Below are 13,200 nucleotides of genomic sequence, written 5' to 3' on the forward strand. Positions count from 1 at the left end.
ATGATGAAAAAAACTTTTGGAATTATACTGCTTTCGGCAGTCATCACGCCTGTTGGGGCTCAAAGAATATTGAGCTTGGACAGTTGCCGACAGATGGCGCTGAGAAACAATAAGCAGTTAGGTATTTCCAAACTTAAACAGGATGTGGCCGAGAATGCTCGTAAGTCGGCGCGCACCAAGTACCTGCCCCACGTGAGTGCTATAGGTACCTATGAGTTTACGAGCGAGGAGATATCTATTCTTAATGATGGTCAGAAGGCTGCCTTGGGTGGTCTTGGTACTCTTGTCGGTGGTACCCTGCAAAACACTTTAGGTTCGTTGGTAGCCACGTTGCCACCAGCAGCCCAGATGCAGATGGCGCAGGATATGGCTAATGTAACAGCTGGTTTGAACCAGAAGGGCCAGAACATCGTAGATGCTTTCCGTACCGATACCCGTAACATCTTTGCTGGTTCGGTTGTGGTTACCCAACCCGTGTTTATGGGTGGTGCTATCGTAGCTCTCAATAAGATGGCCGACATCACCAACGAGATGGCCAAGAACTCGATGGATGCCCGTCGTCATGCCACGCTGTATCAGATTGATCAGGCCTACTGGCAGGTGGTATCGCTCCATCATAAAAAGGCATTAGCCGAGAGCTATCTCGAACTCGTTAAGAAGTTTGATAGCGATGTACATAAGATGATTGACGAGGGCGTGGCTACACGTAGCGACGGACTGAGTGTTGACGTGAAGGTGAACGAGGCCGAGATGACCCTGACTAAGGTGAACGACGGCTTGGTACTTTCGCGTATGCTGCTCAATCAGTTGTGCGGACTGCCCTTGAACGAGCCTGTGATTCTTCAGGACGAGCAGGCCGATAATATTGCTGTAGTAGAGCTCACCCCACAGTTGGATGTGGAGAATGCTGTGGCCCATCGCCCAGAGTTGAAGATGCTGCAGAATACCGTCGACCTGAGTAAGCAGGCCACCAACGTGCTCAAGGCTGCAAACCTGCCGCAGGTAGCGCTCATGGGTGGTTACGCTGTTAGCAATCCTAACGTGCTGAATGGTTTCGAAAAGAAGTTCGCTGGTTACTGGCATCTGGGTGTTATCGTTCGTGTGCCCATCTGGAACTGGGGCGACGTGATGTATAAGGTCCGTGCCTCGAAGGGCGCTACTGCCATCGCAACCCTCGAACTCGACGAGGCCCGCGAAAAGATTGAGCTTCAGGTTAACCAGACCACCTTTAAGGTTGACGAGGCTAACAAGAAGCTGACCATGGCGCAGAAGAATATCCAGCGCGCCGACGAGAACCTGCGTACCGCTAACCTGGGATTCCAGGAGGGTGTTATCAGTCCTACCGTTGTGATGGAGGCTCAGACGGCTTGGCTGCAGGCTCAGTCTCAGAAAATTGATGCGGAAATTGATGTTAAACTTAGTCAGGTTGACCTGCAGAAGGCCCTTGGCACATTAGAATAAAAGATATTATGACAGAACAAGCTAAACGCCAGCATAACAACATACTGCTTGCTATTTTAGGTTTTGCTACAGTTGTGGTTATCGTGGCATTGATTGGATTCTTTGCGCTGGATCGTGATCCAGACATTATCCAGGGACAGGTAGAGGTTACAGAGTACCGTGTATCTAGCAAGGTGCCAGGTCGTATTCTTGAACTTCGCGTAAAAGAGGGCGACTATGTAAAGGTGGGTGATACACTTGCTATACTTGATGCCCCTGAGGTGCGTGCCAAGATGGAACAAGCCCAAAGCGCCGAGAGCGCCGCTGCGGCTTTGGAGTTGAAGGCTCAGAATGGTGCTCGCAAAGAGCAGATTCAGGGTGCTTTCTCTGTTCTTCAGCAGGCTAAGGCAGGACTTGAGATTGCAGAGAAATCTTACAATCGTGTGCAGCGCCTGTTCGACGAGGGTGTGATGAGTGCCCAGAAACGCGACGAGGCTTTTGCCAATTATAAGGCCATGGAGGCTCAGGTAAAAGCTGCTCAGAGTCAATATGATATGGCTGTGAATGGTGCACGTCGCGAGGATAAGATGGCTGCTGCTGCTCAGGTGGGGCGTGCCCGTGGTGCCGTGCAGGAGGTTAACTCTTATATTCACGAGACGGTTCAGGTGGCCCAGATGGAAGGCGAGGTTTCTGATGTTTATCCAAAGGTAGGTGAGTTGGTTGGTACTGGTTCGCCCATCATGTCGATAGCTGTGATGCAGGATCTCTGGGGTACATTCAATGTTCGCGAGGATCAGCTGAAAGGTATGCAGATGGGTAGTGAGGTTAATGTCTATGTGCCTGCGTTCGATAAAATCATCAAGATGAAGGTTTACTACCTGAAAGATCAGGGTTCATATGCCGTGTGGAAGGCCACCAAGGCTAATGGTCAGTACGACCTGAAAACCTTTGAGGTTAAAGCCCGTCCGGTTGAGAAGATGGAAGGCTTGCGCCCTGGCATGTCACTTATTATTAAGGATTAAACATTAAACATTAAAGATTAAGCATTAATTGATGAAATGTTTTAATCAAATCTGGGAGATAGCTTTGCGTGAGATGAAGATTCTGAAAAAGAATCCCATGTATGGCTTCTGTATGGTGGTTTTCCCGCTGTTGACGATGGTGTTTTTTACATCGCTGCTCGACGATGGCCTGCCGCAGGACTTGCCTGTGGGTGTGGTTGATCTCGACAATACCTCGACTACCCGTGCGCTTACTCGTAAGCTCGATGGCTTTCAGAATTCGCGGGTAGTGGCTCATTTCCAGTCGGTTGCCGAGGCGCGTCATGCTATGCAGGAAAACGAGATCTACGGATTCCTGTATTTCCCCAAGGGCACTACCAGTAATCTGATATCGGCTCGTCGGCCCAAGGTGTCGTTCTATTATAGTAATGTGTCATTATCGGGCGGCTCGATGGTGATGAAGGATTTGAAAACCGTTTCAACCCTTGGTTCAGCAGCTGTAGGTATGGCCACGTTGCGTGCTAAAGGCGCTACCGACAAGCAGATTCAGGCTTTTTTGCAACCCATCCGTATCGACCTGCATCAGGTGGCCAATCCTTGGAGCAATTACAATGTGTATCTCTCAACGGTATTTGTGCCAGGTATCATGATGCTCTTTATGTTCCTGATATCAGCTTATTCGTTGGGCATGGAACTGAAGTTTAATCGTGGTAAGGAGTGGATCGAAAAGGCCGATGGTAAGATAGTTGTAGCCATCATTGGTAAGTATCTGCCACATATATTGGTATTCTTGCTGCTGATGTTTTTCTATCAGTTCTACATCTATCATGTGCTCCATTTCCCACACGTAGGCGGTTGGATGATGGTAGTCCTCCTGTCTTTACTTGGCGTGTTTGGGTCTATCGGATTCGGTATCTTTGCCTTTGGCCTGATGCCTTCGTTGCGCATGTCCATGAGTATCTGTTCGTTGTGGGGCGTTCTTAGTTTCTCGCTGGCGGGTTCTGCTTTCCCGGCTATGGGTATGGATGCTCCTCTGCAGGCGCTCACGTGGCTATTCCCGTTGCGCCATTATTATATGCTATTCCAGATAACGGTATTTAATGGCTATCCGCTTATTGATGCCTGGTTCCATCTGGTAGCGCTGATAGGTTTCACGCTGATGCCTTGGTTTGTTATCAGTAAGGTTAAAAATGCTATGCTTACTTATGTCTATATTCCATAAAATCATACAGGCTTTAAATGATGCCGCTTATATCTGGCGACAGGAGTTCAAGCAGGTGCTTCGCGACGAGGGCGTGCTGATTTTCTGTGTCATTGTGCCTTTGGTTTATCCGCTGCTTTACTCGTGGGTTTATAATAATGAGACCGTTCGCGAGGTGCCTGTAGTAGTGGTCGATATGTCGCATTCGCATCAGTCGCGCCAGTTTATCCGCATGTGCGATGCTTCGCCCGATGTGAAGGTGATTAGTCATGCATTAGATTTAGACGAAGCAAAAAGCTTAGTGAGTCGGCAGGTAGCAAAGGGTATCTATTATATTCCCGAGGATTTTGCCACGAAGCTGAATCGCATGGAGCAATCCACCATTAGCGTGTATTGTGATATGGCGCTGATGCTTACCTATAAAGCTATTTATCAGACGGCGATGGCTGTGAGCACCAAGATGGGTGCGCAGATGCAGGTGGCGCTGGCTGGCAACTATACTGCGCGCGAGGATGTGATAACCGTTAGTCCGCTCGAAGTAGAGGAGGTGCCGATGTTTAATCCTCAAGGTGGTTATGGTACATCGGTTTTGCCTGCCGTGCTGATGCTGATTATCCAGCAGACGTTGGCGCTTGGCATCGGACTGGCTGCCGGTACGGCTCGCGAGTCAAATCCTGATGGCGATCTGGTACCTGCTCATCCCGCTTATTCGGGCATCTATCGTATCGTAGGTGGTAAAGCGCTTTGCTATCTGATGGTGTATGCTGTTATGGGCACTTATCTGGTAGCGGTGGTGCCAAAGCTATTTGGTTTTATGCAGTTGGCTCCTTGGCAGAATCTGATGGCTCTCATGGTGCCTTATCTGTTGGCCTGTGTCTTCTTTGGCATGACGGTTTCGTGCATGGTGCGCTATCGCGAGAATGTGATTCTGCTGATGGTGTTCATCTCGTTGCCGTTGTTGTTCCTGACGGGTGTTTCGTGGCCGCAAAGCAATATTCCTGGTGCATGGCAGGGCGTGTCGTGGATTTTCCCCAGTACTTTTGGTGTCAGAGCCTATCTGCGATTAAACAGTATGGGCGCCAGTATTGGTGATGTGGCCTTCGAGTTGCGCTGTCTTTGGGTTCAGGTGGCTTTCTATTTTGGTATGGCGTGCCTGGTATATGGTCATCAGCTGCGTGAGACGCGCCGGCATTTACACATAACGGATTAGATATGAGAAAGTGGTTGGTCATCGCATTAGTTTGTTTCGCCACCTGCCTCAAGGCGCAGGAGGCAGAGCGTGGTGTGTTGCTACAGCCCGATACCACCTTCTCGTTACCCCCGCTAACGTATCGTGGCACCATAGCCACCTATCCGTATATAGGACCGATGTACACCAGTTTGGGTAACTGGGAGCTGCATCCCGGACTGAATGCGTCGTTTTCGGCTTCGGCCATCTTTGGGGTGGGCAAACATGCCAGCAGCGGCTTTGCCAATAGTGCGGCTGTCATGTATGCTGGGCAGTTGATGCCTAAACTCTCGTTCTCGATAGGCGGCTATAGCTCGTTCCTGGACTATGGGCGCCATCAGATGAAGGATGCCGGACTGACGGCTATGCTGAATTATCGCTTTGATGAGCATTGGGAGGCAGGCATTTTTGCACAGAAGTCGATGATGCAACCTCGCATGCCGCTACAGAACATGTGGTGGCTTGGTGATGGTTTTGGCGACAAGATTGGCGCTATGGTGAAATATAACGTGAATCCTAACTTCAGTTTTCAGCTGAGTGTGTGGAATCAGCGAAATGGTTTTGATAACAGATGGTAAAAAGATATTTTATTTGGTTGAGTTACGATGGCACCAACTATCACGGTTGGCAGGTGCAGCCTAACGGTATCTCCGTACAGGGCGAGTTGCAACGCGTACTCTCAACCTTACTCCGACAGGAAATTAGTATTACAGGCGCAGGCCGAACGGATGCAGGTGTGCATGCCCGTGTGATGGCGGCGCATTTTGAAGCCTCCCCCGACCCCTCCAAAGGGAGGGGAGATATTGATTGTCAGCAACTCGCCTATAAGATGAACAGGATGCTGCCTCAGGATATCGTGGTTGATAGGATTGAGGAGGTTTCGCTCGATATGCATGCCCGTTTCTCGGCTACTGAGCGTACGTACCATTATTATATACACACGCGTAAGAGTCCGTTCGAGCGCCATTACTCGTGCGAGATTCACTATCCGCTCGATTTCGAGAAGATGAACGAGGCTGGCCGTATTCTCTGTACCTACGAGGATTTTGGTGCTTTCTGCAAGGCGCATAGCGATGTGAAGACCACCCTTTGTAATGTAACCCGTGCCGAGTGGATACAAACGGGCGATACTACCTGGTACTTTGTGATTACGGCCAACCGTTTTTTGCGTAATATGGTCCGAGCCGTGGTGGGTACGCTGGTAGATGTGGGTCGTGGTAGACTCTCGCTTGATGAGTTCCGAAGTGTGATTGAGGGCAAGCGCCGCAGCGATGCAGGCGAGTCGATGCCTGGTAATGCCTTGTTCCTTGAGAATGTGAAATATTGAAAATTGAAGATTGAAGAATTGAAAAATTGAAGTTTTTTGGATAACAGATTATGTGGTTATTATTGGCGTTTATGTCGGCAGCTTTGTTGGGCTGCTATGATTCATTAAAGAAACAGGCCCTGAAGGGTAATGCGGTTATTCCCGTGCTGTTTCTCAATACGTTGTTTTCAAGTTTGTTTTTCCTGCCGTTCATAGTGCTGAGTGGTACTACTCAGGTGCTTGATGGCAGTATATTCCATGTGTCGGCAGGCGGTTGGGATATGCACAAGTATATCCTGCTCAAGTCGCTCATCGTGCTGTCGAGCTGGATTCTGGGCTATTTCGGCATGAAGCATCTTCCACTTACGATTGTGGGTCCTATCAACGCCACACGTCCGGTGATGGTGCTGGTGGGTGCGCTGTTGGTGTTTGGCGAGCGCCTGAACCATTGGCAATGGATAGGTGTGCTGCTGGCCATTGCCTCGTTCCTGCTGCTGAGTCGTAGCGGCAAGAAGGAGGGCATCGACTTTAAGCACAACAACTGGATATTTATGATTGTAGGTGCTGCCATACTGGGTGCCGTGAGCGGTTTGTACGACAAGTTCCTGATGGCGCCAGTAGAGAATGGTGGCGTGGGCTTGGACCGCATGATGGTGCAGTCGTGGTATAACATCTACCAGTGTTTAATGATGGGTGCTATGCTGTGGTTGCTGTGGTGGCCTAAGCACGAGCAGACAACGCCGTTCCATTGGTCGTGGTCGATTGTGGGTGTGAGTCTGTTCCTGAGCATCGCCGACTTCATGTACTTTTATTCACTCTCGTTGCCCGAGGCCATGATTTCTATCGTATCGATGATTCGTCGTGGTAGTGTGATTGTAAGCTTTACGTTTGGTGCGATGTTCTTCCACGAGAAGAATCTCAAGGCCAAAGCCTTCGACTTGGCGCTTGTGCTCCTTGGAATGGTATTCCTTTACATCGGTAGCAAGTAGTTTTTTTTAGGCACGGATTAACACGGCTTTTTTATAAAAAGACACGGCCTTAGTTGCAATGCTAAAGCCGTGTTTTAATTTTATTAAGCCGTGTAATCCGTGCCTAAAATCTCTATTTCTTTTCTTTGCGTTTACGTTTCTTCGACGAGAATAAATCTCTAATGCCGTTGAAGTCTTTTTTCATAATCAGACCGATGCCTTGGGTGTTAAGGCTTGACTTGGTGAAGTAGCGATCGTTAGTCTGGTTGTAAACTTTCAGGGCTAAGTTGCCGTTGGGGTAGAGGAGATACTGCACGTCGAAGTCGCCAATGAATGATGGGTTGGCTTGCGTGGCGTTGTCGCGATAGCCAAACTGTCCGTTAATCAGCAGTCGGTTGTTTAGCATGCGACCGTTGATGATACCCTCGTACTCGGCATTATGCCAGCCCTCGTTACCTGTAGATATGTTGGCACCAAAGTTCCAGTTGTCGTTCTTGATAAACTGGTTGATAAGCGTATTGATTTGCGACGACAGCGTACCCGACAGGAAACTCTGCATGGCCAGCGATGTCTGGTCGGTTCGCTCGCCTGTGGCGCTGGTGCTGTTGTTGGCACCCTGATTGTAGAATCGACCGATAGCCAACAGATATACCACCTGCTGGTTCATCTCCTGCTGTCCGTTGATAACCGAGCGTACCATCTGCTGCTCGTCGGCATTTACCGTTGGCATCTCCAGGTCGAAGTCAACCTGTGGTGCTGCGGGCTGTCCGCCAATGTTCATCAAGCAGTTTACACGAATGGTGTTGCTGCTGAACGAGTTTCCGATGTTCAGGTCGGAAAGACTCACGCCGCTAACCGTATAAACGGCCTGCAGGTTGAGTGCAGCCTGATAGGGATCGCCACCAAACACGATGGTACCACCGCGGTTAAACGTAAAGTTCTTCTTGATGATATTCTGGATGGTGATGCCGTACGTGCCGTGATCAACGGTGTAGGTTCCAAACATATTAAACGAGCCCTTGTTGTGGAACGATGCGCGTATCGAACCGTTACCATAAAGGGTGATGTAATCCTTGGTGCCTTCGTCCATCAGCAGCTTCAGGGCGGCGTTGGGCGTGGCGTTAATCTGGAAGTTGATGTAGATATCCGTATCGTCGGCACGCGTGTTGGCAGGCGTGGTGGCACCCAGCTTAGCCGTTGTGCCAACTGTGGTGGTATCGGGGTGCTCCCAGGTAATAAACTCCTGATTGCTGATAGCATCTGGACTGGCGGCGTTATACACAAACACGCTACCGGGCTGGGGCGTTACGTTACAATCGATAATCACATCGTTGCCATGACCGCTGATAGATACGTTACCACCTGCATAAACGGTGCCGTAGAAGGTTGATTCGCTACCATCGGGATTGGTAAAATCTTTAAAGTCGTAAGCCAACAGGTTGTCGGTTTCTACAAACAGATCGAAACTCAGGTTGGTCAGGCTCTGGTGGTGTATGCCACCCGAGAGTATGGCCTTGTTGCCTAAGGCATCGTAGATAGGCATGTGGCGCAGTTCTATCTCGTTGGGCACCATCACTACGGTGTCGCGTACCAGCTTATACGTGGTGTTCAGCGGCGTAACGGTAGCCTCGCCATCCACAATCAGCTTACCTGTCAGGTTGATATCGTCGAGAGTGCCAGCCACACGGGCCAAGCCCTTACCATGACCGGTAATGCTCGAGAGGAAGCTCTTGGTAAAGTTGTGCATGAACTCGATGCTGGTGCCATCGGCCTCGATACCAAGATCGATGGTGTTATGTACGGGTGATACGTAGCCGTTGATACGCGTCTGAGCATCGGGACCGTCGTCGGCCACCGCATGTATGTCAATCTGCTGGGCCTCGTGGTTCCAGTTGGCAAGGGCATGCAGCACACCCATGCGTCCGCGTTCAAACTTAAACTCATCTACGGTCAGGTCGGCATTAGCCTTAAACTCGTCGAAGAGCGACCAGGCGCGTGCTTTTCCTGTGGCCTTACCGCTGAACTCCACGCTGTGGAAATTCACCAGGTCGAGGATATAACCCACCTCAACCTCACGCAGATCCACGGTGAGCGAGTCGGTTGCGTTCTTCGAGGCGATACCATCCACGATGATATGCTGACGTCCGTGCTGAACCGAGAAGTGGTCTACCAGCAGGAACTTATCGCTATACAGCACATCCGAAGGCTCTACATCCCAACCCTCGCCACGCAAAATGATGTGCGACGGCATGAATCGCAGGTGTGCCTCTTGCTTGCCTGCCACGTTGTGGTACAGCTGCATGATGGTGTTCAGCTCGCCACTCATACGCTCGCCCTCGTTGTGGTTGTCCCAGTAGAGCGATGTGGTGAGGTTATTATTAGCGGCATGGGCCGAGAGTCCCAGATCCAGATGCTGGCCGTCGTCCATCTGCTTACGTATGTTCAGGTTACAACGCATGGTGTCGGCTGGCGACGAGATGTTGATGTAGCCATCGCTATACCACGAGCCGTTGTAGGCAAACGATGGGATGTCGCCGTTCAAGTATAGCTCGTTGGTAAAGTCGTTAACGCGGGCTTGTAGGGTTACGGGCTGGCGCAGTTGCAGGTCGACGTTAAACACACGTCGCAGCCAGTCGCTCTTGCTTACCATCAGGCGTACCACAAAGTTGTTGTGGGTCTTGGTGGTGGTAGCAGGCAGAATGGGCAGGGTGGGCAGCTTGCTCTTCAGCAGGTTTACGAACGATCCTGCCAGCGTGTTAAAGTCGAACTGTCCCTTCAACTCAGCATCGGCAAAGTCGCTCTTTACGGTAAGGAAGTGGATGCCATCCGTATGACCTGTTGTGATGTTCAGGTTATCCAGACGGTAGGCAGGATGTTGCTCGGTAGCCGAGATGTTGAAGTTACTCAGTCGGATGTTACCTTGCGCATCGTTCAGGTTGCGTGCAGCCAGATTAGCCTCCAGCTGTCCACTCAGCGTGGCACCGCCCCATTGGTCGGTCAGATGCAGGGCGTGCGGGTTGTATCGCTCTATGTTTGCCTGCAGCTTAATGCTGTTAAGCGGCTTGTCGTTCAGATGCTGGTCGGCCAGCTCAGCTGTAATCTGCGCCTCCAGGTTAAGGTCGTTTATATCAAAGTTACCGGTTATCACACCTTGGTTGTAGCCGCCGTTAAGCGCCAGGTTATGATAGGTATAGCCCTTGTAGTCGAAATCGCTGATAATGCCATCCACATTCACGTCGGGTTTCTGCCCCTCGTGCAGCTGACCCTTCAGGGCGAGGGTAGTGGTTAGCTTGCCCAGGTCGTTGCTGGCCAGCAGCTGCTGCAGGTTCAAGGCTGCAACTTCAACCGTACCGGCAAACGATTGGTCGGCTGCCAGGTTCATATCCACCTTGGCATCGCCGGCGCCTGTATGCACATCGGCCTGCAGGTTGCCCGCCCCTTGCTGGTTGCGCTCGCTTTCGGCCGATAGCTGTACGCCACCCATACGTGTCAGCTCCTCAGGTATCTGAGGGAAGGCGTTGGCAAGCGTGGCCAGATAGCCCTCCGAAACCGCCAGGCGGTTCAGCTGTACGTTCCACGATGGACGCTTCTGCCAGTCGGCCACCCAACCATGGGCGTTGATGTCCAATTCGTGTCCTGCCGATGCTATCAGCAGGCTGGGTATGGTTACTTTTGTATCGGTACCATTAAAGCTGGTTGCGATGGATAAGCGGTTTGATAATCCCTTTAGTTGTGGAACGAAACAGACTAGCTCTGAGGGAGTTATGCTGGTGTTAGAAATCTTTCCGTAATAGTCTAACGAGCCCTTCTGCAAGCCGCTGTCGGTCATCAGATAGGTGGCGTTCAGCGTGTCTATCTGCAAACGCGACTGGGGAAGTTCTACCAGCAGATTCTCTAATTGCGACTGCTTGCGACCGGCTGCCAAATGGAACTTTAAGCGCTTCACCACCAGTCCGCAACGCTCCTTCAACTCCAGTCGTTTTACGTTCACGTTCAGCGAGTCGTCGGTCAGCGCCTTCAGGTTGATGTGCGCACTCAGGTCGCTTATCTTCAGGTGCGAGGGATTGAACACGCCGATGGTAACGGGCTTGTATTTCTCGTCGTAGGTTACGCTGGTGCGACGTACGATGAGCGAGTTGATACGCAGGTCGAGTGGGGTATGACTGGTGGTATCTTTTGATGCCAGCGAGTCGAGTACGAACTGAAAATTGGTCTTGCTGCGCTCGTTTTCCTTATATAATATAAGATGTGCTCCAAACAGCTGGGCCGACGAGATGGAAATCTTGCCATCCAGCAGCGGCAGCAGTTCCAGGCGTACTGACAGGCGGCCTACACGCAACATGTCCTGCTGCTGTTGGTCCTTAATTCGCACATCATCAATAATCACACGGTTAAACAGTCCCAGATCAACGCGACCGATGCTTACCTGGGTGCCTAATTTATCGGCAATAGCATCGGCTACCTTGCTGCCAAGGTAGTTCTGAGCCTGGGGTATATATGAGACGGTCATGAGTGCCACATTAAGTAGAATGACACCCCAAATTGTCCAGCTAACGAATCTTTTGAGTAACTTCACGAGGCAAAATTACGACTTTTTGTTGTGATTTGGGCTTTTTTTTCTCATTATTTGTTATTATGTGGCTTTTTTTATGTAATTTTGCACTCGCAACGACACTATTCAATAAAATTTCTGATATAAATGGCAAATGTGATTAAGTTACGCAAAGGCTTAGACATTACCCTTGAGGGCAAGGCCGAGGAGAAGAAAATCCAGCTGAAATCGAACGGCAAGTTTGCGCTTGTACCCGACGATTTTGAGGGTGTAACTCCAAAGGTTGTTGTCAAGGAGGGCGATCATGTCAAGGCCGGGGATGCCTTGTTTGTTAACAAGCAGTATCCTGAGGTAAAGTTTGCCTCGCCTGTTAGCGGAACCGTCCGCGAGGTGGTGCGTGGTGAACGAAGAAAAGTGCTCTGCGTGAGAGTTGATGCCGACGAGCAGCAGGAGTTTACCGACTTCGGCAAAAAGGACGTCAGCAAGCTTGTAGACGAGCAGGTTATTAATGCGCTGTTAGAGGCAGGTATCTTCGGATACATTAATCAGTTGCCCTACGCTGTTTCCACCAATCCTAGTGTGAAGCCGAGGGCAATTTTTGTTTCTGCTCTGCGCGATAAGCCCCTGGCTTGCGATTTTGAGTACGAGGTAGAGGGACAGATTGACGATTTCCAGACTGGTATCGACGCCCTGTCGCGTATCGCTACCGTATATCTGGGTGTAGGAGTTGGTTCTAAACTCGAGAACACCAAGAATGCCGAGGTTACCGTATTTGATGGTAAGTGCCCTGCAGGTAACGTAGGCGTACAGGTTAACAACATCGCTCCTGTAAACAAGGGCGAGGTGGTATGGACCATCGGCGACCCTTCGGTAGTACTGTTCATCGGTCGCTTGTTTAATACAGGTAAGGTTGATTTGCATCGTACCGTAGCCCTGTGTGGTAGCGAGGTTAAGAACCCTGCCCACGTGGATATGCTGGTAGGCGAGGAGCTCTCAACCCTGTTGAGCAACAGCTACGATGCCCAGAAGAGCGTTCGTATTATTAATGGTAACGTGCTTACTGGCCGTCCAACAACCAAGGAAGGTTTCCTGGGTGCTCACACCAGCGAGATTACCGTTATCCCCGAGGGTAACGATGCTGACGAGATGCTGGGTTGGATTCTGCCACGCTTTAAGCAGTTCTCGGTTAACCGCAGCTATTTCTCTTGGCTTTGTGGTAAGAAGAAGTACGCTCTCGATGCCCGCGTAAAGGGTGGCGAGCGCCACATGATTATGAGTGGCGAGTACGACAAGGTGCTGCCTATGGACATCTACGGCGAATACCTGATTAAGGCTATCATCGCTGGCGATATCGACCGTCAGGAGGCCCTTGGCATCTACGAGGTTGCTCCCGAGGACTTTGCTCTTGCCGAGTTCGTAGATTCTTCTAAATTGGAGTTGCAGCGCATCGTGCGTGAAGGCCTCAATATCCTTCGTAAGGAAAATGCTTAATGTTTAATCTTTA

The 13,200-nt window shown here is 50.5% G+C and carries 9 protein-coding genes; 8 read left to right on the forward strand and 1 reads right to left on the reverse strand.

The window, feature by feature from the left end:
- Positions 1-3 precede the first annotated feature (3 nt).
- From T499_RS0105655 to T499_RS0105685, 7 genes are read left to right on the forward strand one after another with little or no spacing between them, the layout of a single operon-like run.
- Positions 4-1,461 (forward strand): TolC family protein, encoded by a 1,458-nt coding sequence (locus T499_RS0105655; protein WP_033150243.1) that lies wholly within the window; start codon positions 4-6, stop codon positions 1,459-1,461.
- 8 nt (positions 1,462-1,469) lie between these two features.
- Entirely contained in the window at positions 1,470-2,462 is a 993-nt protein-coding gene (locus T499_RS0105660) for an HlyD family secretion protein (RefSeq protein ID WP_033150047.1), read from the forward strand.
- 31 nt (positions 2,463-2,493) lie between these two features.
- The gene (locus tag T499_RS0105665; protein ID WP_033150048.1) at positions 2,494-3,663 is read left to right on the forward strand and encodes an ABC transporter permease; all 1,170 of its coding nucleotides are present in this window, start codon (positions 2,494-2,496) and stop codon (positions 3,661-3,663) included.
- Complete coding sequence (locus T499_RS0105670; RefSeq protein ID WP_033150049.1) at positions 3,647-4,852, forward strand: ABC transporter permease; 1,206 nt, start codon at positions 3,647-3,649, stop codon at positions 4,850-4,852. Before T499_RS0105665 ends, T499_RS0105670 begins: the two co-directional genes overlap by 17 nt.
- 2 nt (positions 4,853-4,854) lie before the next feature.
- A complete protein-coding gene (locus T499_RS0105675) occupies positions 4,855-5,448 on the forward strand; it encodes a hypothetical protein (protein ID WP_052173445.1) in 594 nt (197 codons plus the stop codon).
- A complete protein-coding gene (truA, locus tag T499_RS0105680; RefSeq protein ID WP_033150050.1) occupies positions 5,442-6,197 on the forward strand; it encodes a tRNA pseudouridine(38-40) synthase TruA in 756 nt (251 codons plus the stop codon). Before T499_RS0105675 ends, truA begins: the two co-directional genes overlap by 7 nt.
- A 50-nt stretch (positions 6,198-6,247) precedes the next feature.
- Positions 6,248-7,165: a DMT family transporter gene (locus tag T499_RS0105685; RefSeq protein ID WP_013065547.1), complete on the forward strand. Its 918-nt coding sequence runs from the start codon at positions 6,248-6,250 to the stop codon at positions 7,163-7,165.
- A gap of 112 nt (positions 7,166-7,277) precedes the next feature.
- Here the strand turns inward: T499_RS0105685 and T499_RS0105690 are convergent, their stop codons facing one another.
- Positions 7,278-11,654 (reverse strand): translocation/assembly module TamB domain-containing protein, encoded by a 4,377-nt coding sequence (locus tag T499_RS0105690; protein ID WP_033150051.1) that lies wholly within the window; start codon positions 11,652-11,654, stop codon positions 7,278-7,280.
- A 189-nt stretch (positions 11,655-11,843) separates the two neighbouring features.
- Between T499_RS0105690 and T499_RS0105695 the strand changes: the two genes are divergently transcribed.
- Positions 11,844-13,187 carry a Na(+)-translocating NADH-quinone reductase subunit A gene (locus tag T499_RS0105695; RefSeq protein WP_033150052.1) on the forward strand — a complete coding sequence of 448 codons (1,344 nt, stop codon included), beginning with the start codon at positions 11,844-11,846 and terminating at the stop codon, positions 13,185-13,187.
- Positions 13,188-13,200 lie beyond the last annotated feature (13 nt).

This window comes from Prevotella sp. RM4 (assembly GCF_000701965.1).
GTDB classification, from domain to species: Bacteria; Bacteroidota; Bacteroidia; order Bacteroidales; family Bacteroidaceae; genus Prevotella; species Prevotella ruminicola.

Excerpts from the sequence above, each read along its gene's own strand:
- T499_RS0105685 (WP_013065547.1), top strand. The coding sequence starts at position 6,248 with ATGTGGTTATTATTGGCGTTTATGTCGGCAGCTTTGTTGGGCTGCTAT.
- T499_RS0105690 (WP_033150051.1), bottom strand. The coding sequence starts at position 11,654 with ATGACCGTCTCATATATACCCCAGGCTCAGAACTACCTTGGCAGCAAG.
- T499_RS0105660 (WP_033150047.1), top strand. The coding sequence starts at position 1,470 with ATGACAGAACAAGCTAAACGCCAGCATAACAACATACTGCTTGCTATT.
- T499_RS0105655 (WP_033150243.1), top strand. The coding sequence starts at position 4 with ATGAAAAAAACTTTTGGAATTATACTGCTTTCGGCAGTCATCACGCCT.
- T499_RS0105670 (WP_033150049.1), top strand. The coding sequence starts at position 3,647 with ATGTCTATATTCCATAAAATCATACAGGCTTTAAATGATGCCGCTTAT.
- T499_RS0105665 (WP_033150048.1), top strand. The coding sequence starts at position 2,494 with ATGAAATGTTTTAATCAAATCTGGGAGATAGCTTTGCGTGAGATGAAG.
- truA (WP_033150050.1), top strand. The coding sequence starts at position 5,442 with ATGGTAAAAAGATATTTTATTTGGTTGAGTTACGATGGCACCAACTAT.
- T499_RS0105675 (WP_052173445.1), top strand. The coding sequence starts at position 4,855 with ATGAGAAAGTGGTTGGTCATCGCATTAGTTTGTTTCGCCACCTGCCTC.
- T499_RS0105695 (WP_033150052.1), top strand. The coding sequence starts at position 11,844 with ATGGCAAATGTGATTAAGTTACGCAAAGGCTTAGACATTACCCTTGAG.